Annotated in this window: 22 protein-coding genes and 1 tRNA gene; 15 read left to right on the top strand and 8 right to left on the bottom strand. The window is 58.2% G+C overall.

Going from position 1 to position 24,963, the window contains the following annotated elements; all coding sequences use genetic code 11:
- Window positions 1-206 precede the first annotated feature (206 nt).
- Together I4W07_RS07915 and I4W07_RS07920 are read right to left on the bottom strand one after the other, a co-directional pair.
- Window positions 207-1,214, bottom strand: a complete 1,008-nt coding sequence (locus I4W07_RS07915) for a DUF5692 family protein (RefSeq protein WP_196026258.1) — start codon at window positions 1,212-1,214, stop codon at window positions 207-209.
- Between the two features lie 63 nt (window positions 1,215-1,277).
- Complete coding sequence (locus I4W07_RS07920) at window positions 1,278-1,940, bottom strand: TetR/AcrR family transcriptional regulator (protein ID WP_196026260.1); 663 nt, start codon at window positions 1,938-1,940, stop codon at window positions 1,278-1,280.
- Between the two features lie 1,145 nt (window positions 1,941-3,085).
- Between I4W07_RS07920 and I4W07_RS07925 the strand changes: the two genes are divergently transcribed.
- The 7 genes from I4W07_RS07925 to I4W07_RS07955 all read left to right on the top strand — a co-directional run bounded on the left by I4W07_RS07925 (window position 3,086) and on the right by I4W07_RS07955 (window position 9,363).
- The gene (locus I4W07_RS07925; protein ID WP_271739779.1) at window positions 3,086-4,906 is read left to right on the top strand and encodes an FAD-dependent oxidoreductase; all 1,821 of its coding nucleotides are present in this window, start codon (window positions 3,086-3,088) and stop codon (window positions 4,904-4,906) included.
- Window positions 4,907-5,002: 96 nt separating this feature from the next.
- The gene (locus I4W07_RS07930) at window positions 5,003-5,422 is read left to right on the top strand and encodes a hydrogenase maturation nickel metallochaperone HypA (RefSeq protein ID WP_196026262.1); all 420 of its coding nucleotides are present in this window, start codon (window positions 5,003-5,005) and stop codon (window positions 5,420-5,422) included.
- Window positions 5,423-5,759: 337 nt separating this feature from the next.
- A complete protein-coding gene (locus I4W07_RS07935) occupies window positions 5,760-6,749 on the top strand; it encodes a PTS sugar transporter subunit IIB (RefSeq protein WP_196026263.1) in 990 nt (329 codons plus the stop codon).
- An 18-nt stretch (window positions 6,750-6,767) separates the two neighbouring features.
- Complete coding sequence (locus tag I4W07_RS07940; RefSeq protein ID WP_006235195.1) at window positions 6,768-7,586, top strand: PTS mannose/fructose/sorbose transporter subunit IIC; 819 nt, start codon at window positions 6,768-6,770, stop codon at window positions 7,584-7,586.
- Window positions 7,587-7,602: 16 nt separating this feature from the next.
- Entirely contained in the window at window positions 7,603-8,523 is a 921-nt protein-coding gene (locus I4W07_RS07945; protein WP_055310058.1) for a PTS system mannose/fructose/sorbose family transporter subunit IID, read from the top strand.
- A 120-nt stretch (window positions 8,524-8,643) separates the two neighbouring features.
- The gene (locus I4W07_RS07950; RefSeq protein ID WP_196026265.1) at window positions 8,644-9,042 is read left to right on the top strand and encodes a DUF956 family protein; all 399 of its coding nucleotides are present in this window, start codon (window positions 8,644-8,646) and stop codon (window positions 9,040-9,042) included.
- Between the two features lie 245 nt (window positions 9,043-9,287).
- Window positions 9,288-9,363: transfer RNA gene (locus I4W07_RS07955), tRNA-Arg, on the top strand.
- A gap of 443 nt (window positions 9,364-9,806) precedes the next feature.
- Here the strand turns inward: I4W07_RS07955 and I4W07_RS07960 are convergent.
- Entirely contained in the window at window positions 9,807-10,055 is a 249-nt protein-coding gene (locus tag I4W07_RS07960; protein ID WP_196026267.1) for a helix-turn-helix domain-containing protein, read from the bottom strand.
- 122 nt (window positions 10,056-10,177) lie between these two features.
- Between I4W07_RS07960 and I4W07_RS07965 the strand changes: the two genes are divergently transcribed.
- The 8 genes from I4W07_RS07965 to I4W07_RS07995 all read left to right on the top strand — a co-directional run bounded on the left by I4W07_RS07965 (window position 10,178) and on the right by I4W07_RS07995 (window position 19,340).
- Window positions 10,178-13,528 carry a CAP domain-containing protein gene (locus I4W07_RS07965; RefSeq protein WP_196026268.1) on the top strand — a complete coding sequence of 1,117 codons (3,351 nt, stop codon included), beginning with the start codon at window positions 10,178-10,180 and terminating at the stop codon, window positions 13,526-13,528.
- A gap of 65 nt (window positions 13,529-13,593) precedes the next feature.
- Window positions 13,594-14,247, top strand: coding sequence for a hypothetical protein (locus I4W07_RS07970; RefSeq protein ID WP_196026269.1), 654 nt, complete (start codon window positions 13,594-13,596; stop codon window positions 14,245-14,247).
- Between the two features lie 690 nt (window positions 14,248-14,937).
- On the top strand, window positions 14,938-15,480 hold the full coding sequence (locus tag I4W07_RS07975) for a plasmid mobilization protein (protein ID WP_196026270.1): 543 nt from the start codon (window positions 14,938-14,940) through the stop codon (window positions 15,478-15,480).
- Window positions 15,467-16,666: a relaxase/mobilization nuclease domain-containing protein gene (locus I4W07_RS07980; protein ID WP_196026271.1), complete on the top strand. Its 1,200-nt coding sequence runs from the start codon at window positions 15,467-15,469 to the stop codon at window positions 16,664-16,666. The genes I4W07_RS07975 and I4W07_RS07980 overlap by 14 nt, the downstream gene beginning before the upstream one ends.
- Before the next feature lie 187 nt (window positions 16,667-16,853).
- Window positions 16,854-16,979 carry a hypothetical protein gene (locus I4W07_RS09285; protein ID WP_255413117.1) on the top strand — a complete coding sequence of 42 codons (126 nt, stop codon included), beginning with the start codon at window positions 16,854-16,856 and terminating at the stop codon, window positions 16,977-16,979.
- Window positions 16,980-17,242: 263 nt separating this feature from the next.
- Entirely contained in the window at window positions 17,243-17,881 is a 639-nt protein-coding gene (locus I4W07_RS07985; RefSeq protein WP_196026272.1) for a hypothetical protein, read from the top strand.
- Entirely contained in the window at window positions 17,878-18,603 is a 726-nt protein-coding gene (locus I4W07_RS07990) for a metallophosphoesterase (protein WP_196026273.1), read from the top strand. Before I4W07_RS07985 ends, I4W07_RS07990 begins: the two co-directional genes overlap by 4 nt.
- On the top strand, window positions 18,603-19,340 hold the full coding sequence (locus I4W07_RS07995) for a metallophosphoesterase family protein (protein ID WP_196026274.1): 738 nt from the start codon (window positions 18,603-18,605) through the stop codon (window positions 19,338-19,340). The genes I4W07_RS07990 and I4W07_RS07995 overlap by 1 nt, the downstream gene beginning before the upstream one ends.
- A 42-nt stretch (window positions 19,341-19,382) precedes the next feature.
- Here the strand turns inward: I4W07_RS07995 and I4W07_RS08000 are convergent, their stop codons facing one another.
- From I4W07_RS08000 to pknB, 5 genes are all read right to left on the bottom strand, one after another.
- Window positions 19,383-19,952, bottom strand: a complete 570-nt coding sequence (locus I4W07_RS08000) for a hypothetical protein (RefSeq protein WP_196026275.1) — start codon at window positions 19,950-19,952, stop codon at window positions 19,383-19,385.
- 452 nt (window positions 19,953-20,404) lie between these two features.
- Window positions 20,405-20,791 (bottom strand): hypothetical protein, encoded by a 387-nt coding sequence (locus I4W07_RS08005; protein ID WP_161145443.1) that lies wholly within the window; start codon window positions 20,789-20,791, stop codon window positions 20,405-20,407.
- A gap of 9 nt (window positions 20,792-20,800) precedes the next feature.
- Window positions 20,801-21,046: a hypothetical protein gene (locus I4W07_RS08010; RefSeq protein ID WP_196026276.1), complete on the bottom strand. Its 246-nt coding sequence runs from the start codon at window positions 21,044-21,046 to the stop codon at window positions 20,801-20,803.
- 218 nt (window positions 21,047-21,264) lie between these two features.
- Entirely contained in the window at window positions 21,265-22,512 is a 1,248-nt protein-coding gene (locus tag I4W07_RS08015) for a site-specific integrase (RefSeq protein ID WP_196026277.1), read from the bottom strand.
- A gap of 387 nt (window positions 22,513-22,899) precedes the next feature.
- Window positions 22,900-24,861 (bottom strand): Stk1 family PASTA domain-containing Ser/Thr kinase, encoded by a 1,962-nt coding sequence (pknB, locus tag I4W07_RS08020; RefSeq protein ID WP_196026278.1) that lies wholly within the window; start codon window positions 24,859-24,861, stop codon window positions 22,900-22,902.
- Window positions 24,862-24,963: the final 102 nt, after the last annotated feature.

Below are 24,963 nucleotides of genomic sequence, written 5' to 3' on the forward strand. Positions count from 1 at the left end.
GCCTCGCTCGAAGAGCCCGATTGCCGCCTTCCTGGCCTCGATGTCGTGCTTCACCCTCAAGTCGACACGCATAAAAAGCCTCCCATTTCTCATGTCCAAGAAATGGGAGGCAGTTCACAAATCGCTTTCCGGGGGCATGCAATACGTTGCATTGCGCGGAGTCGGCCAGGCGGCTTCACATTCAAGCGATGTTTGCGTCGGGCGCGTTACTCGGCGTGCGCGTAATCAACCTTGGCGCGGCGAGCGGTAGCCTTCTCCCAATCGCTGGTGCCCTCAAAGACATCCTGCTTGTAGGGATTGCGGCCGAGTTTCTTGGCGCGGTAGGCGATGTAGATGATCGCGGCGACGTTGGCGACCAGTGCGGCGATTGAGACCGCGGTAGCGGCGACGGGGTCGAGCGTGGAGTGGGTCACAAAGATGGACTCCTCCTGGAAGTACGGGAACACCTGGGCAAACATGCACCAAATGGCCAGCGTAAAGGCGCGGTTCTGGATCCAGCCGCCCTTGTTCCAGATAAAGGCGGCGACGGTGGGCGCCAGCAGCAGCGCAAAGCCGCAGAACCAGGAGTGGGTGGGCAGGCAGTTGTAGGTGTAGCAGAAGTTCCAGATATCGTAGGCGATGATGTAGACCCAGGTCATGTCGGGCCACAGCATGTCGGTCTGATCCTCGGAGGCGTAGACGCTCCACCAACCGGTCATGCAGAAGATGTTGATGATACCGGCGATGCCGTTGAACACGTTGTTCCAGCCGGCCAGCTGCGTGGCGCCCTCGGAGGTGACCCAGGTGGACTCGCCCAGGACAAAGAAGTGATAGGCGCTCTCAAAGTCGGACACGACGGCGATCATGATATTGATGGCGACGATCACAAACGGCCACGCGCGGAACCAATGCGCCTTGCCGATCTTTCCCCACTGGTACTTAATGGCAATGAAGCCCCAGCAACCGGCCAGTGCCGCGTATACCTTGGCGTAGTGGAACCAGCTGTTCTGGTACACATGGGTGGGGTTGGTGAGCGCCCACTCGGCACCCTGCGAAACACCGACGGCGATGGCGACACAGTAGATGGTCATGGCCAGCGGAGCCACGCCAAAGATGATTGCCGCGCCCAGCTTGGTGCGGCGGCCGACCTCGTTGAGCACGATCAGGCCAATAAAGACCATGGCCCAGCCGGCCCAGTGGATAAGGGTATCGCTACCCCAAACATCGAACAGCATGCTGCTCTCCTTTCACACGCTCGCGGCCCCTCTTCTGATCGCGGGCAGTTTGGCCAAATGTCGTCAGTTCTGGGGCTTGCGCTCCGGGTACTTGGCGGTATAGCCCTCGATGTGGAGTGTCGAGGCGATGATTTCCTTGACCGTCTCGTCGGGCACATCGGGGTGCGTGCGGATATACATCAAAAGACCCATGATGAGGGTGTAGAACGTTTCGTAGACATGGTCGATGCGCAGCTCGTGGTGGGCGACAAAATCCACCACGGTGGTGTCGCAGATATACTGCGCCACACGCTGGACCACGTTGTGCAAAAAGCCGCCGTAGAGCGCGCCGCTGCTTGAGGTGAGCGTACTCGGCAGTTCGTGGCCGCTGGCGACCAGACGCTTAAAGAGCGGGGCGACGGTGTCGAGCGCGCCCTCGATATCGCCGACGGTGCGGCCGGCGTTCCACTGCTCGAGTTCGGAGATAAAGCCGTCGATCGCCTCGTCCATAACAGCGGTGACGGCGGCGTCCATATCGGCAAAGTAGTGGTAGAACAGCGAGCGCGTGCAGCCGGCTCGCTTGGTCACGGCCGATACCGATAGGTGGGATACGCCCAGCTCGGAGCTTACGGTGCGCACGGCATCGAGGATCTCGCGACGGCGTTCGTCGCCCGTCAGGCGCTTTGCCGCGCTATCGGATGCGGGGACGGCATTGACTACAGAGGTACCTGCTGTGTTGTTGCCCATGTTTTGCCGCCTTTCATCCTCTTTTGCCTGACCGTTCGCCTAACAGTCTTGAATATTGTTGACGGTTCGTCAATACTATTTTTGACACAATGTCAACAATGGCGGGTGAACGGCATGGGGGCATGCCCGGCCTGCAAAAAAAGAGGGGTGCCGCGGTCCCGCCGGGCTGTGGCAAGAGAAGGGACAACCATGATTCTCAACGGACCGGGGATTAGCTACACCGAGCCCGACATCGGTTCGGAGTTCGTGCCGCCGCTGCCGGAGCATCCGCGCGAGGCCATCGTCAAGCTGTGCGAGCACTGCACCAACCGTCTGCTGCATCGCGATGAGCTGCTGGGCTACGAGTACTGGTCGTTTGCCGAGGCTGCAACCGACGAGCAGGCCGAAGTGCTCTGCAAGATGAAGATGCGCCGTCCCTATACGCTGCCTGAGATGGTCAAGCTCACCGGCATGCCCGAAGCCGATATCGAGAAGATGCTCGACGACATGAGCTACACGGGTCTGCTCGAGTACAACTGGGAAAATCCCGAGCGCGCCAAGCAGTGGGTCCTGCCCATGCTGGTGCCGGGTTCCGCCGAGTTCCTCAACATGCGCGTGGGCCAGCTCGAGGAGCATCCGGTCTACGCCAAGTTCTTTGAGCAGGCGTCCAAGGGACCGCTGTCCAAGGCCACGCCGATGGTGCCGCCCGGAGGCGCCGGTATCGGCATGCACGTCATTCCGGTCGAGAAGGCCATTGACGCCGCGAGCACCTCGGTGCCTATTGAGCATATCGAGCACTGGCTCGACAAATACGAGGGTAAGTATGCCGCCAGCACCTGCAGCTGCCGCGCGAGCCGTCGCGTGATGGGCGAGGGCTGCGCCGACGACCCGGCCGATTGGTGCATCGCTGTGGGCGATATGGCCGACTACGTGGTCGAGACCGATCGTGGCCATTACGTGACGCGCGACGAGGTCTACGACATCCTGCGCCAGGCCGAGGACAACGGCTTTGTGCACCAGATCACCAACATCGACGGCGAGAACAAGATCTTCGCCATCTGCAACTGCAACGTCAACGTGTGCTACGCCCTGCGCACCTCGCGCTGTTCAACACGCCCAACCTGTCGCGCTCGGCCTATGTCGCCAAGGTCGAAAAGGACAAGTGCGTGGCCTGCGGTCGCTGCGTTGAGGTGTGCCCGGCCGGTGCTGCTAAGCTGGGCCAGAAGCTCTGCAGCAAAAAGGCCGGCGGACAGGTGCCCGAGTATCCGCGCCAGGAGCTGCCCGATGCCACCAAATGGGACCACACCAAGTGGTCGCCCAACTACCGCAATGACAATCGCATCGAGACGCACAAGTCCGGCACCGCGCCCTGCAAGACGGCCTGCCCCGCGCATGTTGCCGTTCAGGGCTATTTGAAGCTCGCGGCTCAGGGCCGCTATGACGAGGCGCTGGCGCTCATCAAGCGCGAGAACCCGCTGCCCGCTATCTGCGGTCGTGTGTGCAACCGCCGCTGTGAGGATGCCTGCACCCGCGGTCGTGTGGACGCCGCCGTGGCTATCGACGAGGTCAAGAAGTTCATCGCCCAGCGCGATCTGGATGCCGCGACCCGCTATGTCCCGCCCGTGGTGACGCCGACGCGCGCTGGCGGCTTCGATCAGAGGATCGCCATTATCGGTGCCGGCCCGGCCGGTCTGTCCTGCGCTTTCTACTTGGCCGAGAAGGGCTACAAGCCCGTCGTGTTCGAGAAGAACGAGCGCCCGGGCGGCATGCTCACTTACGGTATTCCCAGCTTTAAGCTGCAGAAGGACGTTATTGAGGCCGAGGTCGAGGTTATTCGCCTGATGGGTGCCGAGTTCCGCTATGGCGTGGAGGTCGGTCGCGATGTGACGCTCGATGAGCTGCGCGAGCAGGGCTTTAAGGCCTTTTATGTTGCCATCGGCTGCCAGGGCGGCCGCCTTGCCGGTATTCCGGGCGAGGATGCCGATGACGTGACCGTGGCCGTCGACTTCTTGCGCGAGGTCAACAGCGGCAAGATCGACGCGCTGTCCGGCCGCACCATCGTGGTGGGCGGCGGCAACGTGGCCATCGACGTGGCCCGCAACGCCTGCCGTCTGGGCTCCGAGCACGTCGAGATGTTCTGCCTGGAGAGCGAGGCCCAGATGCCCGCCAGCGAGGAAGAGCGTCGCGAGGCCATCGAGGACGGCGCGCACATCAGCTGTGGTTGGGGTCCCAAGGAGGTTCACCTGGACGAGTCCGGCCGTGTGTGCGGTATCACCTTCAAGCGCTGCACGCGCGTCTTTGACGACGAGGGCCGGTTTGCGCCCGAGTACGACGAGAACGATCTGCGTCGTGTCGATGCCGACCGTGTCGTCATGTCGATTGGCCAGTCCATTGTGTGGGGCGACCTGTTGGCTGGCTCCAAGGTGGAGCTTGGCCGCGGCCAGGGTGCTCTTGCCGATCCCCAGACCTATCAGACTGCCGAGCCCGACATCTTTGTGGGCGGCGACGTCTATACCGGTCCGAGCTTTGCCATCGACGCCATCGCCGCCGGTCACGAGGCCGCCGTGTCCATCCATCGCTTTGTACAGCCGGGCTCCACGCTCACCATCGGCCGCAACCAGCGCCGCTATACCGCGCTCGACCGCGACGATGTCGTGATCGAGAGCTACGACAACGCGAGCCGCGAGGCTGCCCACGTGGACCGCGAGCGCGAGAAGGCCGCGCCGTTTAGCGAGTACGTCGAGACCTTTACCGAAGAGCAGGTGCGCGCCGAGACCGCCCGTTGCCTGGGTTGCGGTGCTTCGATCGTCGACCCCAACAAGTGCATCGGCTGCGGCCTGTGCACCACCAAGTGCGCGTTCGACGCCATCCATCTGGATCGCGACCGCCCCGAGTGCTCAACGATGGTCAAATACGAGCAAAAGCTCCCAAGTCTCGGCAAGTATGCTTTAAAGCGTGCAATCAAAATCAAGTTCGGTCGTAAATAGGTAACCATGGCGGGTAAGGGGACGGCGCAGACTAGATTTCGCCGTTCCCTTGCTTTGAGTTTGCATCGAATCAACCTCTGCAGAAAGGGTTTCGACTTGCATGAATTAGGGATTGTGTATCACATTATTCGCGATGTTGAGAACGTGGCGCGCGCCAATGGCGTGCGTCGCGTTTCGAGCGTCACGCTGCTGCTGGGCGAGGTCTCGGGCGTCGTTCCCGACTTGCTGCTCGACGCTTGGCGCTGGGCGGCAGATAAAAAGTCCATCACCGAGGGTGCGGAGCTTATTGTGGAGCCTGTCGAGGCCGTGACGCATTGCGAGGCGTGCGGCCGCGACTACGCGACGGTCGAGTACGGCAAGACCTGTCCCCAGTGCGGTAGCGGCGAGACATACCTGCTGCAGGGCCAAGAGGTCATGATCAAACAGATCGAGACCCCCGACGAGGACCCGGCAGACACTGTTCCCGATGACCCTTCCGACGCCGTCGACGCCGCCAACCCACTCCATATCGCCTAACATCCAATGACTACATGGGCTAGAGTTCTAGACATATTTGCTTCGGTTAGTCAAGTCATGTCTGTTTAAACAAAATGGTGGCACGCAGACGCATTGGGATCCACCTAAAAGCGGTCTTAACGAACAGTGCACCTTTATATGTCTTTGAAAGCAATCAGCAAATCACGTTTTAGCAGGCAATAAGCTGTAAACCGGCAACGTAATCAATTTGTAACAAATTTAGACGTTTAAACAAATAATCCAACCTTTTGCGGATTTAGCTATAATTCCACAATCCAAACAGGTATACTCTTTTCATATCGTGTAGGAAATACGTAGACAAAAAGGAGGTTATGTGATGGTAAGTATTGTTCTTGCTAGCCACGGGGACTTGGCAGCTGGAATCAAGCAGACGGGCTCGATGGTCTTTGGCGATCAGCCGGCTGTTGCCGTGGTCTCGCTCGAGCCGAGCATGGGCCCCGACGACTTCCGTGCCAAGGTCGAGGAAGCAGTCGCTTCCTTCGAGGACCAGGAGCAGGTGCTCTTCCTCGTTGATCTGTGGGGCGGCACGCCGTTCAACCAGATCAGCGGGCTCATCGAGGGCCACGATTCCTGGGCTATCGTCACCGGTGTCAACCTGCCTATGCTCATCGAGGCATATTCGCAGCGCTTTGACGCAAAGAACACTGCACATGCGATCGCAAAACATCTCGTGACTGAGGCTAAGGCTGGCGTGCGTGTCAAGCCCGAGTCTCTGGAGCCCGAGGAGAAGAAGCCGGCTGCGGCCGCCGCTGCTCCTGCAGGCGCCATCCCTCCGGGAACGGTCATCGGCGATGGGCACATCAAGATCGCCCACGTCCGTATCGACACCCGTCTGCTTCATGGTCAGGTGGCCACCACGTGGACCAAGCAGATCAACCCCAACCGCATCATCGTGGTTTCCGACGGCGTTGCTCACGACGAGCTCCGCAAGACCATGATCGAGCAGGCTGCCCCTCCGGGAGTCCATGCCAACGTCGTGCCCATCAAGAAGATGGCCGAGGTCGTCAAGGACACGCGCTTTGGTGACACCAAGGCCATGCTGCTCTTTGAGAACCCGCAGGATCTGCTCAAGGCCATCGAGGCCGGTGTCGACATCAAGGAAGTCAACATCGGTTCCATGGCTCACTCCAAGGGCAAGGTCGTCGTCACCAACGCCGTCGCTATGGGCGATGATGACGTTAAGACTCTCGAGGCCCTCAAGGCCAAGGGCGTCAAGTTCGAGGTCCGCAAGGTTCCTTCAGATTCCTCCGAGGATCTCGACGCCATGTTGAAGAAAGCTAAGGCCGAACTGGCCGCTCAAGCATAGTAAAGGAGGGTCCGATACATGTCTGCAATCACTATTCTGCTTGTTGCGATTGTCGCGTTGCTTGCCGGTATGGAAGGCATTCTGGATGAGTTCCAGTTCCATCAGCCGCTCGTGGCATGCACGCTTATCGGTCTCGTAACCGGTCACCTTCAGGAGGGCATCCTCCTGGGCGGTTCGCTCCAGATGATGGCCCTTGGCTGGGCTAACGTCGGCGCCGCTGTCGCGCCTGACGCCGCTCTGGCCTCGGTCGCTTCTTCGATCATCATGGTGCTCGCCCTCAACGGTGGCGCCACCGATTCGGCCAAGGCCGTTACCACCGCTATCGCCGTCGCCGTCCCACTGTCGGTCGCTGGTCTGTTCCTGACCATGATCTGCCGTACCATTGCTACCGCTATCGCTCACGCCATGGACGGTTGCGCCGAGAAGGGCGACTTCTCCGGCATCGAGCGCTGGCAGTATGCTGCCATCCTCATGCAGGGCCTTCGTATCGCCATCCCGGCAGTGCTTCTGTGCGTCATCCCGGCCGAGGCCGTTACCAACGCGCTTAACGCTATGCCCGACTGGCTGTCCGGCGGCATGGCTGTCGGCGGCGGCATGGTCGCTTCCGTCGGTTACGCCATGGTCATCAACATGATGGCCACCAAGGAGACCTGGCCGTTCTTCGTCCTCGGCTTTGTCCTTGCTGCCATCCCTCAGCTCACGCTGATAGCCCTTGGTCTCATCGGCATCTCCCTTGCCCTCATCTACCTTGGCCTTAAGGATCTGGCCAAGCAGGGTGGCGGCATGGGCGGTGGCTCCGGCGACCCGCTCGGCGACATTCTGAACGATTACGAGTAGGAGGGGAGTGATACATATGGCAGAGAACAAGATTCAGCTCACCAAGGCTGACCGCAAGAAGGTTTGCTTCCGTCATCAGTTCCTTCAGGGCTCGTGGAACTACGAGCGCATGCAGAACGGCGGCTGGTGCTTCGCAATGATCCCTGCGATCAAGAAGCTCTACACCAGCAAGGATGACCAGATTGCCGCTCTTAAGCGCCACCTGGAGTTCTATAACACCCACCCCTATGTTTCCGCCCCCGTCATTGGCGTTACCCTCGCCCTCGAGGAGGAGCGCGCCAACGGTGCTCCGATCGATGATGTCGCCATCCAGGGCGTCAAGGTCGGTATGATGGGCCCGCTCGCCGGCGTCGGTGACCCCGTCTTCTGGTTCACCCTTCGCCCGATTCTGGGCGCTCTGGGCGCTTCCCTGGCCATGTCCGGCAGCATCGTCGGTCCGCTGCTGTTCTTCTTCGCGTGGAACATCATCCGTTACGCTTTCCTGTGGTACACGCAGGAGTTTGGCTACAAGGTCGGCTCCTCCATCGCCAAGGACCTCTCCGGTGGTCTGATGGGCAAGGTCACCGAGGGCGCTTCCATCCTGGGTATGTTCATCATCGGCGCCCTGGTCGAGCGCTGGGTGTCCATTTCCTTCACCCCGATCGTCTCCACGGTCAAGCAGTCTGCTGGCGCCTTTATCGACTGGGCTAGCCTGCCCTCCGGTTCCGAGGGTATCAAGGAAGCGCTGACGATGTACAACTCCGTCGGTGCTACCGCCCTTGATCAGATGAAGGTCACCACGCTTCAGGCCAACCTCGATCAGCTCATCCCCGGCCTTGCCGCCGTGTGCCTGACCCTGCTGGTCTGCAAGCTCCTCAAGAAGAAGGTCAGCCCGATCGTCATCATCCTGGCTCTCTTCGCCGTCGGCATCATCGGTCGCTTCTGCGGCTTCATGTAAGCACGCTTCGGCTTAAGACCGAGAATTGCTAGGCAAGGGCTTTTGAGCCATTGAAACGGACCGCACCCGGTGGGTACACTGGATGCGGTCCGATTGTTTTTATTGGAGGGCGAGGCGCGTATGGCGCAATCTCAGAACAGCACGGTCGATCTGGCAACGCCGGCAACCTGCCTGATGGGGCTTACCAGCCACGGTAACGTGATGGTGGGCAATAAGGCGTTCGAGTATTACAACGAGCGCAATCCCGAGGATTATATTCAAATCCCGTGGGACGAGGTCGACTATATTGCCGCCGAGGTTTTACGCGGCACCAAGAAGATCACGCGTTTTGCCATCTTCACCAAGGACAACGGTCACTTTACGTTTTCGACGCGCGACGACAAAGAGACGCTTCGTGCTGTCCGCAAGTACGTCGACGAGGATAAGCTCGTGCGATCGCCCGACTTTATCGATGTGACGGCCAAGGGCGCCAAGAGCATCCCCTCCGTTATCAAAAACCTTTTCCACAGGGGTGACTAGTTGCCTGCGATAGATGGCGGAAAATGCATCCCGGAATTTATTCTCATTCCGGGATGCATTTTCCTTTTGAGCGCCAGTCGGGAAATTTCCTTTTCATGTGGTTAGAGGAAACTCCATCCCATTTTTTCGCTTTATTCTTTCCGATATTGAGGATTATCTACGGCGACAATTCGCTATAAAGCCTTCTTGATGAGTGGACATGCGCTACATGGCAAAGGGGCAAATCTGCTACACTAGTACAACATGCCTCCGTAGCTCAGGGGATAGAGCACCGCTCTCCTAAAGCGGGTGTCGACGGTTCGAATCCGCCCGGGGGCACCAGGAAAATCGCAGGTCAGGAGTTATTTTTGCTTCTGACCTGTTCTGGTTTTGGGGTTAAGAACCGCTTCCGTTTGTAAATCTGGTAAGTAAATATTATGACTTCCCGAGTTTTCCACTGAAAACAGGAAATCACCATTTTGGGGATAAAAGTTTTCAACAGCTGTTAGTCGGTTCCATTTTGGTGACGCGCTTCCCTCTTTTGGGTAAAAAATATCACCATTTTGATGATTCGGCAGCTTTGAATTCTCTGATAAAAAGCCTGTTCAGAAGCTTGTTTCATACCCATTTTGGTGAAACCAATATATAGAGAAATAGATTAGAAAGAAATAGGGACGGCGATGCCGTCCCCTTCGCTCGCAAAGCTCGCTGCGCGGCCACGTACCGTGTCCTTGCCGCCGGCTACGCCGTCGATTGATACGCTCACTGCGTTCGCTGATGATGGACTAATCCTTTTTATCAGTGACACCAGTCATAAGTGCAGCAATTGATATGTTGAATCCATTGGCAATTTTAGAGAGGTTAGAAAGACTGACATTTCTTCGCCCGACCTCTATCGAGGCGTAGTAAGACCTGTCCATGTCAATGCGGTTCGCAAATTGCTCTTGTGAGTAACCAGACTCTGATCTGAGTTCTTTGCAGCGTAGACCAAAGGATTGTTGTAGCGGCGAGATATCCATGACAAAAAGAGTCATGGATTGTTGTATTTATGCCAACGGACTATATACAACAATCCCAGTTAAGGCGCATAATTATCTCTATTGGAAAGCACTCTGATGCCCAGTCGGATAGGGCACGGAAAAGGAATGGAATAGCAATGACTCAGGGAAAGCATTTCGCTGTCGGCGGCGATCACTTCGCCGCACTGCCAAGCAAAAAGATTCACGCCCCGAAGGGGATCGCGCGTCTGACCGTCACCGCGGCGACCATGGCCGCCATGACCGGATCGAGCCTCATCTCACCGTTCACGGCATTCGCCCAGACCGGTGACGGGGGCACGCAGCACCCCGCCGTGATGTCGCCGATCGCCGCCCACGCCGGCGCGGCATCCGGTACCGGCGCGAAATCCGCCGCACAGACCATCGCGGACCTGCAGAAGGCAGTCAACGAGGCGAAGGCGAAGGAGGACGCCGCCAAGGCATCCTACGATGAGGCCGCCGGTCCCTACAACGAGGCGGCTTCCGCCCGCGACCAGGCCAAGGCATCCTACGATTCTGCAGTCAACGCCGGCACGGCAGCCGACCGAGCGGCAATGGACGAGTACGCCCGTCAGGTCGCGGAGGGCAAGGACGCCGCCGATGCCGCCGGCAAGGACCTCGAGCAGGCGAAGGCGGGTCTCGCAGACGCCAAGGCGGATGCATCCGAGAAGGACGAAGCGTACCAGTCCGCCATCAAGGCGGCCCAGAATGCCAAGGACGCCCTCGATAAGGCCAAGGCCGATGCCGTAAGCGCCACCACGGAGGCAATCAGTGCCGCCGAGCAGGCCGTGCGCGACGCCCAAGATGCCGTGAGCAGGGCACAGGCCGACCTCGCCAACGCCAACGCGACGCTTGCCGATGCCCAGTCCAAGCTGGTTGCGGCCCAGTCTGCAAAGGATTCCGCAGATACCGTCCTCGCCGCAGCCCAGCAGAACAAGGACACGGCGGATGCGAAGGCCGCAGCCGCCAGCGCCGCCTACGAGCAGGCGAAAGCCGACCTCGCCGCAGCGGAGGCCGGTGCCAGCGGTCCGGAGTACGATGCGGCAAAACAGAAGGTCGCGGACGCAGAGGCAACCCTCGCCGCCGCACGAGCGGTGCAGTCCCAGTGCGAGTCCGAGCTCGAGCAGGTGCAGTCCGCCGCGGCAACGGCACAGACCGAGCTAAATGATGCCCAGGCATCCCTCTCTGCGAAGCAGCAGGCCGCGGTCGATGCCGCGTCCGGCGTGAACGACGCCCAGTCCGCACTCGATGCCGCGAACTCCGACCTCGATGCGGCCAAGCAGGCGAACGCCGATGCCATCGCCAAGCTGGATGCCGCGAAGCAGGCTGTCAAGGACGCCGAGTCCGCCAAGGCAGCCGCCGACGAAGAGCTTGCGAACGCCAAGACCGCAAAGGATACCGCTGACGCGGCCGTGACCGCCGCCCAGCAGAAGGTCGACGAGGCACAGGCGAAACTCGACTCCGCCGACGCACAACTCAAGCAGGGAGCCATCGGCTTCTTCAAGGCCATGGGTGCCGATTCAGCCATCGAGATCATCCAGAACTGTACACACAAGGACTACACCGAGGTCGGAAACAGCCTCGATGCGACCAGTCTCGACAACATGCTCGCGGCAATCCCGTACATGAAGTCCATCAACGAGTATCGCAAGTCCGTCGGTCTCTCCGAACTCCAGGTCACGTACAAGCTCATTGCGGCGGCGATAGCCAACGCGAACTATTCCGATGTCAAGTTTGGGCATTCCATGCAGTTCGATACGACCGAAAACCTCGCATGGAATTATGGAACCGATCCGAAACCGCAGTGGGTTGACCAAGAAAAGGCTTTCTTCGATCAGGCGGTTCAGGAGCTCTATGGCGTCACCGGTCCAACCGGTAAGGATGCCGTAGACTTCTACAAGTCGCATAGCGGGATTGAATCCTATGTCAACCAGCACTTCAAGGTTGCCGGATATCCCGCAACCGTCGGTCACTACCTGCATGTCATCAGCCCCGAAATCGGCTATATGGGCATGGCAGTCTGCAGCAAGGGAACCTTGAACGGCTGGCAGACCGACAGCCTCGATACCGCAAACCTTGGTTGGGCAGGTTCAGGCTGGAACATGAATCCCATGTCCGTCGACGAGTACGAGCAGAAGCTGACCTCCTATATCAACGGCCTCAAGAACGCCAAGAGCGCACTCGACGTAGCCAAGGCCGATCTCGCATCCAAGAAGCAGGCAGCCGCCGGCGCCGCCACAACCGTCCAGCAGAAGCAGGACGCAGCGGATTCCGCACAGGCAGATGTCGATGCCGCAAAGCAGGGTGTTGCCGATGCCCAGCGTGCCGTCGATGCCACCAAGGCTGATGTCGCCGCCAAGCAGCAGGGCGTCACGGATGCCCAGACCGAGCTTGATGCGGCGAAATCGGACCTCGATGCCGCCAACGCGGCAGTCGATACGGCAAAGTCGACCGTCCAGCAGAAGCAGGTCGCCTTTGATGCTGCCAACGCAGCCGTAATGACCGCACAGTCTAAGTTGGATTCCGCCAAGGCGGACACCGCTGCTAAGCAGCAGGGCGTGGACGATGCGAACGCCGACCTCGCGAAGTTCTTCCAGGACGTCGCCGACGCCAAGAAGGCGGTCGATACCGCAAAGAGCGTCCATGACGCGGCGGCAGCCGACCAGGCCGAGAAGGCGGCAGTCCTCGCAGCCGCCAAGCAAAAGGCGAACGGCACCGCACGCGCCCTCGCGGATGCCCAGCGTGCCGTCGATGCCGCAAAGGCCGACACCGGCGTTGCCGCCGACAGGCTCACCGGCTCCCAGACCGATCTTGTGGGCGCACAGTCGAACCTCGACATCCTCACCGGTCTTGCCGCGAAGCTCGCAGAGACACAGCAGCGCGAGCAGGATGCAGTAAAGGCTGTCAATGACACCAAGGCCGCGCTCGATGCCGCGAAGGCGGATGCCATCGCCGCCGAGTCCCTGGTCTCCGCCGCCGAGCAGGCAAAGGCGCAGGCAGACGCCAAGCTGTCGAAGCTGAACTCCATCGATGCCGGCGCGGCGATCGCTTCCGGCCATGATGTGAACGCGGATGACGCCCTCAACGCGCTTTTCGCCGCAGCAGTCGAGGCACGTGCCAAGGTCGCTCCTGCCAAGGCCATCCTGGACGAGAAGCAGGCCGCGGTGGACGGGCTCCAGTCCGGCTATGATGCGGCACTCGCCGCCTACGAGCAGGCGAAGTCCGACCGCATCGCAGCGGAGCAGAAGCTTTCCGATGAGATCGCACGACAGGAGGCAAAGGAGGCGGCAAAGCAGCAGGCGGCATACACCCCGAAGCACCTCGCCGGCACGGATACCGCCCAGCCCGGCAACCTCGCCCAGACCGGTGACCGCGCGGGACTCATCGGCGAGACGTTCGTCATCGGCGGTACCGTCCTCGTGGCAGCCGGCGTCTTCCTCGATCAAAAGAAGCGCCGCGGGCAGATGTAAAAGCGAGCCGGGCGTTGGATATCGGCTAGTGTCCAACGCCCGGTTTCATGGACAGGGAGATCGGTGTGAGAACAAAGGCTATTATCGTTGCGCTTCTGGTGTGCCTTTCGGCACCTCAACTTGGATGTGCCAGCGTTGCAAAGCAAGGAAGCGGCTCTACGGAAAGGGCCGTCACAGCGGTAAAGAATAAAGACAAAAAGAAGCCGAGCGAAGAAAAGGCGGCGCAAGCCTCTGGAACCAAGAACGAGGAGAAGAAAGAATCCGACAGCAAGGACGAGCAGTCCGATGACTCCAAGAAAGAGGATAACAAGTCTTCCGACTCGTCGAAGTCTGACAGCAAGGGAAACTCCTCCGACTCGAAGCAGAATTCCGGCAATTCACAGGGTTCCGGCAGCAATAATTCCTCTTCCAACAGCGGTAGCCAGAAGAAATGGGTTGCCGAGCAGGGCCACTGGGAAACCGACTACAGCCAGGTCTGGGTACCGAACGTGATATACACGCGTCATCCTCGTTTCTGGGTCAATCATGGTGGTACTATGGTAGGGCCCTTCGATTCATCCGATGCCGCCTACGCTTGGATTATTAACGATGGCGAAAACGACGGTATCGGTGGATCCGTTGTAGATGATTCGTATACCACCTCTGAGGACCAGGGACATTATGAACAGCAGGCTACGGGACAGCATTGGGTTGTCGACGTCGCCGGTCACTGGGAGTAATGTGCATCGTTCCTCTCCTCTTACATTCGGTAAATAAATATTTATTTGCGGGCGGCCGGTTTCGGCCGCCTTTTTTAGACGCCCAGTCTGGGAGCAAACGATAGGAAAGCAATCAAACGAGAGGCCGTTCCAAAAGAATCCGGCGGTGCCGGATGCTTCGGGCAAAACCTTCCGCAAATCGGTAAGGTCTTCCATCAACTTGCTCCAGCCCTCGCCCGGAGTCCGCTGCGCGGTAATGCAAAAACTCGGCATCCCTCGCATTCGCAGTACCGCTTCGCTCTCGCTACAGCGAACTCTTAACACTCGGCATCCCTCGCGTTAAAAGTTCGCTTCCGCTCACGGTCTTCACTTTTCGTTTCGACAACGCGAGGCATCTCGCTTGGAATGAGGCCTCTCATTCCATGTCTACACTGCGTTCCGCCCAATCGCCGTACCGGTGATTGCAAGATGACTGTGGGTGGCATTTTTGTGGGCCCATTCGGACCCCAAAAACACCACGCCACAGACCTTGCTTACCGCCTGCTACGGCGATAAGGTTATCGTGAAGTTGGAACTTCGCGATGAAGAATCGCGGAGACGATTCTTCATTTTGGAACGACGCCAGCCGTTCCTCATTAAAAGGAAAGCGAATCGCATAGCAGGTTTTGATCGGAGGCCTCTCCGATCGCTGATTCGTTTTCCGGAGGAATCATGAGTAGGCTCCGTCCACACACCGTCAAGGCGTCTCTTTCCGATGAAGAGAAGAAAGCCATCACTGCAATCGCAAAGCGACATGAGATGAGCGAGGCGGAACTCATCCGCTTTGCTTTGTGCAATGCCGACGATCTCGATATCGATTTTGGTTTTTCAGAAATCGCTGACCAGAAATTCCGAACCGATGACATTCACGTCCGGGTCTCACCGGAAGAAAAAACGAAAATTGAAAGCAATGCTGATTCCCTCGATATGACTGTCAGTGCGTATGCACGTCGCGTACTGCTCAAAGGGAATGTCGAGAAAATCGATGTCGATCGGGCGTCGATCGACAAGATCTATCACGAACTTTTGAAGGAAGGAACAAACCTCAATCAGCTGATGTATTTTGTGAACGCCCAGGGGCTTCCCGCGTACAACGAGAAAGCTGTTTTCCGCACGCTCGAAAAGGTTTACCAAGTTGGGCGTAAGCTGGACCGTTTCATCGACGAGTTTGAGAAGCGATATTTCGTCGGCGGTGACCAAAATGACCGTCATTAAGCAGAAGAGTGTTTCGAGTGAACGGTATGCGAAGAACGTCCGTAAATACATCAACGGAAAAGATGCGCTTGTGCGTGGTGGCTGGAACATCGAATACAGCGATCGCTGGTTTTCGAAAATGGATAGAACCAGAAAGGTTTTCCATCACGACAAACCGTCGAGAGCCGGAGCCAAAAACGTAATCCTGCTTCATCAGATCCTCGCGTTCCTTCCGGAAGAATGCTCATGCAACGGGGGCAAGATGACTCCCGATGCATGTTTGGCCTACGCGGAGCAATGGCTTGCGAAGCACTATCCGCATCAACAAGTGATTCTCGCGCTGCATGAAGAAAGCGATAAGGCGGGAAAACGCTACGCAGTGCACATGGCGATCAACCGGACAAACCTTGACACCGGCAAGCGTTGCGACATCGGCGGTCGCAAGGGAAAGTACGAACGCGCTGCATGGGTTCGTGAAATGGACGAGGCCTGGAATCTCACTCAGCTCGAAAAGGGAAAGAAGAATTCGAAGATTCGCGATCGCCAGCCGCGCGACACAGAAAAGGAGATTATCGGTCGCGGTGAGTACAGTTATAAAAACAATCTGCGCGAGCTGATCCATATTGCGATCGACGAAGGTCGCGTAAAGAATATGGAGCAGTTCAAGAAATTACTTGCCTCATGGGGCGTAGACATTTTCATCAAGAACAATCGAGTCTATGCGACAGATCTCGATATCAAAGAGGCCGGCAATCCGAAGTGCACTTTCAACCTGACCCGTCTCGACGGGCGCTTCGCGTTGAAGTCGTTGCAGATGGCTTTCGAAAATAACGTGTTGGAAGCCGAGCGAGCCCTTCCATACGAGAAACGTTGTGAGATTTACATCAAGCGTCTCAAGAAAGCATACTCGGCGTGGGTCGAGCAGGCGAAGGCGAGCAAAGGCGTCGCCTACAATTCGTTTCCTAAATTCGTTGCCCCGAAGTGCGATGAAGATCTGCTCGAAGATCCGGCGGTTCGCGATGAGCTTCTTGCGCGTCGCGGTTACGCAAGGGAGATTCGCAATCGTTACGCCGGCGCCGTTCCCGATGCCGGCGACGACCGCGTTCGCGCCGCAGGCCAAGCACATGGCGGAAGCTCCGCATCGCGGCAGATGGACGATCGCGTCGTCGATCGCGGTGACTACTCGCACGGCAACACGCCTCGCTAGTTTTGGAAAGCCTATCGTCGGTGCCCTAGCGCGCTGCTATTCAGTGCCGATTCTTTCATGCTCGCAATTCGGCGAGGGTGAGGAGTATGAATTGATCGGCGGGAGTCAGCCGCTCTGATAGAATCGTCCTTGCTGTCGGCAGCCCTCGTGCCGGGCAGAGCCCTCCATTTGATGGGAGGTGATGCCCATGACCGATTTCACCGAGCTCGTGAAGCTCCTGACCGCTATGGTCTCGCTCCTCACGGCCCTTGTCGGCCTTTCCAAGGCACTCAAGCAGGGCTCGAAGCCCAAAAAGAAAGGTCACCGTCGCTAAGACGATGACCCAACTTCATTAAGCAACGGCTCTGCCCAGCTCTCTACAACTTGGGCTGCCGTCGGCACCATTTTACCCTCCTGACGAGGAATTCGTCCATATTTCAAAAATCAAATCCTGATCGCGCGTGGGCGTAAACTTTTAGTTGGGCAAATCCGGCAGATTGGAGCTTGAAACATGAGGAATATGCACCTCATGTCGCTCATAAAACGTCTCCTGACCTCGAGGGAGAACGTTTTTTAGCGACAGAAGGAGACATAAATATGATCTGGTTTACCAGCGACACCCACTTCGGGCATGAGAACGTGCTGAAGTTCACCGACCGCCCGTGGGAGACGATTTGGCAGATGAACGACGCCATCGTCGACAACATCAACGGCAGGGTCGCCGTGGACGACGAGCTCTACATCCTGGGGGATTTCTCATTCAAGATGACCGCCCAGGACGCATACGGGCTGCGTAAGCGGATCGCCTGCAAGCGCATCCACCTCGTCCCGGGAAACCATGACAAGGACTGGACCCAGCCGGCGGTCGCGGGCGCCTTCACCGTGGAGCCGCCGATCTGCGTGCTCAAGATCGACGGGCAGAAGATCGTCCTGAGCCATTACCCCATGGCCGACTGGCAGGGCATGAGCCATGGATCGTGGCACCTCCACGGGCACATCCACAGCAGCGGCGGCGCGTACAACGAGTTCAACCGCAAGCAGGGGCTCCTGCGCTACGACGTGGGCTGCGACGCCAACGGGCACTCCCCGGTGAGCCTCGACGGGCTGAGGGAATGGTTCGCCGGGGTCGACGAGCCGTGCGGCCGGGTGAAATGGCCCTGGTGGGTCAACGAGACCGGCGACAGGCAGGTCGAGCGCGAGCTGGCGGCTTACAAGCGGAAAGAGGCGATCCGATGACGGTCTATGTGACGGGCGACATCCACGGTGGGCTCGACATGCAAAAGCTCCGCGACTGGGAGCTTGGGGATAGCCTTGGCAGCGACGACTATCTGATCATCGCCGGCGACTTTGGCTTTCCGTGGGACTTCTCTGCCGAGGAATGCGCCGATATCGCCTGGATGGAGTCGCGCCCCTACACGGTTCTCTTCGTCGACGGCAACCACGAGCGCTTCGACCACTGGGAGGAATGCCCCATGGAACCGTGGCACGGCGGGCTGACGCAGCGCCTGTCGGATACTTCGTCTATCCGCCGCCTCATGCGCGGGGAGGTCTTCGAGCTCGACGGCTCGACGGTCTTCACCATGGGCGGTGCCACGAGCGTGGACAGGGAATACCGCGTGCCCTATTCCAGCTGGTGGCCTCAGGAGCTCCCGGACGAGCGCGATTTCGATACCGCACGGGCAAGGCTCGACGAAGTCGGCTGGAAGGTCGACTGCGTCATCACCCATACCTGCTCGACGCGCATGCTCTCGCCGACGCTCTACCCGGACCCAGGCTGGGAGCGCCCTGATGTGGACCGGCTGACCGAATTCCTTGACGAGCTCGAGGATCGCCTGGACTACAAGCGCTGGTATTACGGCCATTTTCACCGAGACGGCAACCCGGACGAACGTCATACCGTGCTGTACGACCGGATCGTGAGGCTCGGGGACAAACTCCTGCCGTGGGGTGCGTACTGATGGCTGTCTATGTGACAGGAGACGTGCACGGCAGGGCCGAGTACGGGGCCAGCAGGTTCGCCTTCAGGTCTTGGCCGCTGGGCCGGACCCTGACGCGCGATGACGCGGTGATCGTGGCCGGCGACTTCGGCTTTGTCTGGGATGGATCCAACGCCGAGAAATACTGGCTCGACTGGTTCGAGTCGAAGCCGTGGACCACGTGTTTCGTAGACGGCAACCATGAGAATCACCACGCCCTGGCTGGGCTGCCGGTGCGGGAGTGGAACGGCGGGCTCGTCCACGAGGCGCGACCGCACGTGCTGCACCTGATGCGCGGAGAGGTGTTCGATATCGACGGGCTCACAGTCCTTGCCATGGGCGGCGCCGCGAGCAACGACAGGCAGTATCGCAAGGAGGGGAGGAGCTGGTGGCCCGAGGAGATGCCGAGCGAGGAGGAGATGGACCACTGCCGTTCCTCGCTCGACCGCGTAGGCTGGAGGGTCGATTACGTGGTGACGCATGGGGCCCCTGCCGTCCTGGCAGAGAAGCTGTGCCGCGAGCGCGGGCGCGAGTATCGAGGCGACCGGCTGCAACGATTCCTTGGCGAGCTCGACGGGCGGCTCGGCTACCGAGCCTGGTTCTTCGGACATTATCACGGCGACGAATGGCGCGACGACAGACATCGCCTGATCTACCAAGACATCGTGCCGATCGAAGATGCTACGCCCGGTTCTAGGAACCTTCTGGAAGTGCTCTAGAAGATTCCTAGAAATCAGTAGCCTGACAGGAGAAGCGCGGGGCTACTCGTCCTTCATCTGGGTCATGACCTCGACCTTAGCCTCGGCCACGGCCGCCCGCTGCTCGGAGGCGGCAAGGCGGTCCTTGAGGGCGGCGAGCTCGGCCATCAGGTCGCGCTGGGCCAGGAGTGCGTCGTTCAACTCGGCTTGGGCTTTCAGCGCGGCGTCACGCTCGCCGCGCAGGCGCTCGATCTCATCGACCATGGCCACGGCCTCGGCATGGAGCTGGACGACCTGCCTGTCGAGCTCCCTGGCATCGGCGAGGTATCTGACGCTCGCGGCATGAAGCTCGTTGTTCTCGAGCTCGAGGCTCGCGGTATCGAGTTCGAACTTCTCCTCGATAAAGGCGACCCGCTCATTGCAGTCGGCCTCAAGTCTTTCGTTCCGGTCTCTCGCCTCGACGAGCTTGCGGTTGAATTCGTCGAGCTGGGCCCTGAGCAACGCGTTCTCGGTTCTGAGGTCGCCCGTCTCGCGCAGCAGCTTCTCCCGCCACGTCGCCTCGATCCGCTCGGCGGCCTCATCGAGGACGGACTTCACGCCGTAGATCTCCCTGATTTTCTTCTCGTCTGCCATGGTGCGGCACTCCAATCAACAACGGGCATGGCTCCGCCATGCCATATGGCTGGGAACAATGCACGGCCGCTGTTGATTTGTGTTCGCCCTGCGATCGGTGAGTTCTAAAAGGCGTCTCAAGTCATGCGTTCACGCAGGTTTTCGGTTGGAGAAATACCGCACGTTTTCATGGTAACACGTGCCTTAAAGAACGGGCGGCCATATCGATTCGTTGTAAATAGCGTCTACGACGTGTTGGTGGCAGGAGGTGAGGGCGTTAAAGATGTCGAGAATGATTGTGGGAGTATTTTAGATGCAGGCATGAGAAAGGGTCGAATCGAAGTGTCTGGCCGGACGCCAATTGTCCGGGAACTGTTTCGGTTCGACCCTGCTTCATTTTACATCCGCGGCATGTTCTTGTGGGCATCCTGACGGTGACCGACTCTCACGACCTCGATAGTCGGTTTGTGGGCTTAAAGTTTCGGAGGCTCCCAAGCGTTTTCAATCGCGGCGCGGTAGATTGCGGCGTAATTAAGCATCCAGCTGCCATCACCAACTTTTTGAATATACCCCTTATCCTTCAGAGAGGTATAGGCCCGGGATATCGTGTTCTTACTCAGGCGGTAGTGATCCTCAATCCATTTGCTTTTAGCGCAGAAGCCCATGGGCCGTTTGTTTTTGGAAGGTTTTCCAAACTTCCATACAAGGCCGAGGATGAGACGCTCGGCGGCAACGGTGGTGACGCAGCACGCCCACTCGGGCACTGAAATAAAAATAGCCTTATCCATTTTTCCCGTAATCTCTCGTTGCTCAGTAGCATCATCGCTAAATATGTCGGAAATCGACGGAAGCTCGCTCATGTTTACCGCCTAGTCAAGGTGGGCGGTACGACCTTCAAGCTGTTTGAAAAGTTCGTAGAATGAGCTTTCAAACATGTAATTAGAGCGATGGACCTGGATGAGCTTGCCGGACTCGCGCATGAATTTGCGTGCAGTGTTCTCGCTCCAGCCAGTGATTTCGCGGATATCGTTAACGCGGAGCAACCGATCGCACTGAGCGGCACCAGTAGGGAAAGTCGGTGTGGACGCCTGGGTGCTAATCTTTGGAGTAGCCATGATGAGCTATCCTTTCAATGAAGGCCCTCCCTGTGCTTGTAAGACGTACCAGGTTCATAAGCACTTGGGGGGCCGGTTTCTATGACTACATGCGTAGTCATCTGACAGCTTTAGCATGTATTAAAACTCATTAGATGTCAATCAAATAAAGCATCTACCTGCGGAAACGGTATTATAGTACCGTAATATTATGAAAAAAACGATGAATGAAAAACATGCTATTTCTCGCTTCTCTGTATATAGGCGTTGATGAAGTCTTCGTAGCCTTTAACTGCTTTTATTTCTGATTGTTGAACGAGGCTTGTATACGTTTTGAGCGTGATATTGGGGTCCGCGTGGCCAAGAATACCTTGCACGCTTCTAACGTCCGATCCGTTCGCCAGCATAAAAGTGCTTACACAATGCCTGAGCTGATGCGGGCAGATGCCCTTATATAGTTTTCCGCCAGTCGAATTGTTCGGCTCATAGATTCCAAGATTGCAGCTAACTGCGAAATCGCGAAACCAATGGTTGAAGATGTAGTTTTTCATGTGACAGACAGTAGGGACCCCTTGCTCGACAGCAATATCGCTAATGATGGGAGTGCTGCCAGTCTGGGACAGCCCCAGAGAGGCCAGGAGCTCTTTTTGTATGGCTGACCATGATTGAAGACGTTCGGCCAAGGTTTCTCCAACGGGGATTTTGCGTTGGCTTTCTTGTGACTTGGGTGCCCTCAGTTCATGATCGTTGGTGTACTGCCTGTCAATTTTCAAGGTTTTATTGGCAGGGTCCCAATCGCGCCATTCGAGGCCCAGCATCTCGCCTTTTCGCATACCCGTATACACTAGTACTAGCGTACCAACAGCTTCGGCGGTGAGCTCAATGTGTTGAAGATGTGTGCATAGGGTAGCTACTTGGTCGATTGTAAGTGATTCTCTTTTGTCGCGTGGTCTGCGAACATGAACGGTAGCGCAGGGGTTTCGGTCAATTATTCTCTTTGCGACTGCATTCGACAGAATCTGACGCAGTTTCGCATTGATTCGTACAAGCTCTGATGGTTTGTATTTTCCCGTACGACGAGCTTCGGCATATGTTTCTTCGATTAGATCGGGAGTTAGCCCCTCAATTGTCTGAAACGCACCGAATAGGTCTTCGATATGCCTGCAATCGTACGCTTCTCTTTCATAGCTCGTTGGCGCAAGCTCGGTGTCCCTATTTTCATGAAAGGCCCAGCAGTAGGACGCAAGCAAAGTGGGCTTTTTAGTTTTAGTGATCGTGCCAGAGGAGTTGATTTCAGCCAGCTTGGCCTGCATTGCAGCCTTAGCTTCTGTTTTAGTCTTGCAACGAACCGTATAAGTTGGGGATCGTTTGTAACGCCCTGTCTTAGGGTCCTTGACCCCAAGGGAAAAATAATAGCGATAGGTGTTAGGTGATCTCTTGTCTTTCCAACACGTGCCTCTTCCGCTAATGAGTGGCTGTTCTGACATCTTTGCACTCCGTTTCTTTGAATAGTTTTCAACAATTCAATGAGTGCAGTTTAGCTAAAGCTGTTAGTAATATGTTTGTAAAAGCGTAGGCGCAGCTACCGGATGCAGAAGACACAAACTGCTATGTTTATCTGCGGTTATATGATGTTCAATGATGCTTGATGAATGGTAGGGGGTAGCATTAAATCATATCTCCTAAAGCGGGTGTCGACGGTTCGAATCCGCCCGGGGGCACCAGAGGAATATCGAGCCCGGTACCGCTACGGTGCCGGGCTCTTCTGGTTCATGCCATGTCAAAAACGAGGCGCCCGCTTGCTGGGGGAGCAAGCGGGCGCCTGTGAGCGAATATGTTTGCGGCGAAAGCCGCGATGAGCGGTGGGGTGGCGACTAGTTGGTCGTACCGGAATCGTCGCCCGTGCTCGTGCCCGAGCCCGAGCCCGAACCAGAAAGTGCGACCGTCAGCGTGATCGTGCTGTCGGTGGACTGCTTGCCGGTGGGGGAGACGCCCGTAACGGTGGCATCCTCGTTACCGCTCACGGGATTGCCGTTCTGGTCACAGAAGCCGATGTTATAGAAACCGGCGTTGTTGAGCGCGGTAACGGCGGCGGAAATACTCTTGCCGTACAGGTTGCCCGGGACGGTGGCCTTGCCGGACTTCTTGGCAATGACGACGGTAATCGTGGCGCCGGGCTTCTGCTTGCCGCTGGGGTTCCAGCTGATCACGGTGCCCTCGGTAACCGAGTCGTTCTCCTGGTAGCTCACGTCGACGCCAAAGCCTGCCATATCGAGGGCGTTGCGCGCCTGGGCCTCGGTCATGTCGGTCAGGTCGGGGACGGACGTGGTATCCGGGCCGCTCGAGACCTTGTACGAGATGGTCGTGCCCTTCGCGATTTCCTTACCGGCTTCGGTGCCCTGCTCAAAGACCTGGCCCTCATCAGCCTCGTTGGCCTCCTCGGAGGCGTTGCCCTTCAGGCCAACGCTTGCCAGTGCGGCTTCTGCTTGGTCCTTGGTTAGGCCGACAAGTTTGGGAACCTCAACCTTTTCGGAGGGCTTGGGGCCCTTGGAGATTACCAGGTTCACCTTGGTGCCCTTGGTCTTCTTGGTGTTGCCGTTGGGCGTCTGCTCGGCGACCTTGCCCTCGTCGACATCGTCGTTGTAGCTTTGGTCGATGGTGCCGACCTCGAGGCCAGCTTCCTTGATCAGCTCGACGGCAGTCTGCTGGTCCTTGCCCAGCACATCGGGCACGGTGACCTGCTCGCCGCCAAAGAGTCCTGTGGCAAAGGCCACCACGATGCCGATGACGGCAACGGCTGCCACCACGGCGGCGATGATCTTGTTCTTGTTGGATTTGGGCTTTTCGACCTCGTAGGAGCCGGTGGAGCCCGAAACCGAGCTACGGGCGGTATTTTGGCCGCTCACGCCCGAGACGGGACGCACCATGGCGCGCGTCTGATCGGAAAGCTCGCGAGTCTTGGTGGCACCCAGCTCACTGGGGGCACCGATGATGCGCGTGGGCTCCGAGACGTTGACGGCACGGCCCGACAGGTAGCTGTTGAGCACCTGACGCAGCTCGTCGGCGGTCTGGAAGCGGTTTGCCGGGTCCTTCTCCATGCACTTGAGGATGATGCGCTCAAGGTCGGCGTCGACACCGGAGTTGATCTGGCTCGGCGGAATAGGCAGCTCGTTGACCTGCTTGAGTGCGACCGAGATAGCGTCGTCACCGTCAAAGGGGACGCGGCCGGTGGCGCACTCGTACATCACGACGCCCAGCGAGTAGATATCCGAGGTGGGGCCGAGGTCCTGACCGCGGGTCTGCTCGGGGCTGACGTAGTGGGCGGTTCCCAGCACGTTGTTGTCTTGCGTGAGGTGGCTGTTCTTGGCGCGCGCGATGCCAAAGTCCATCACCTTGATGTTGCCGTCGGGCAGCACCATGATGTTCTGCGGCTTAATGTCGCGGTGGATGATCTCGTGCTTGTGGGCGACCGAAAGCGCAGAGCTGATCTGCGAGCCGATCTGGGCGACCTTCTTGGGGTCGAGGGCGCCGTGGCTCTTGATGCCGCTCTTAAGGTCGGTGCCGCGCAGGTACTCCATGACGATGTAATAGGTGTCGCCGTCCTTGCCCCAATCGTAGACGCCCACGATATAGGGGGAGGAGAGACCGGCTGCTGCCTGGGCCTCCTGCTTAAAGCGTGCGGCGAAGGTTGCGTCGCCAGCATACTGCGGCAGCATGATCTTGACGGCTACCGTGCGGTCGAGAACCTGGTCCTGTGCACGGTAGACGGTCGCCATGCCGCCTGTTCCTACCTTATCCTTGAGGAGGTATCTTCCCCCGAGGACCCTCTGTTCCATTCCTGCTCCTAACATAACTATTCGCTCAACGATGTGTGTAGTACCTATGATGTGGCCGCTGGGGCCGTGTGGCGCGTTGCCGCTAACCCTTAGGCCGCGGCG

It is taken from the genome of Collinsella aerofaciens (assembly GCF_015670745.1).
GTDB classification, from domain to species: domain Bacteria; phylum Actinomycetota; class Coriobacteriia; order Coriobacteriales; family Coriobacteriaceae; genus Collinsella; species Collinsella aerofaciens_T.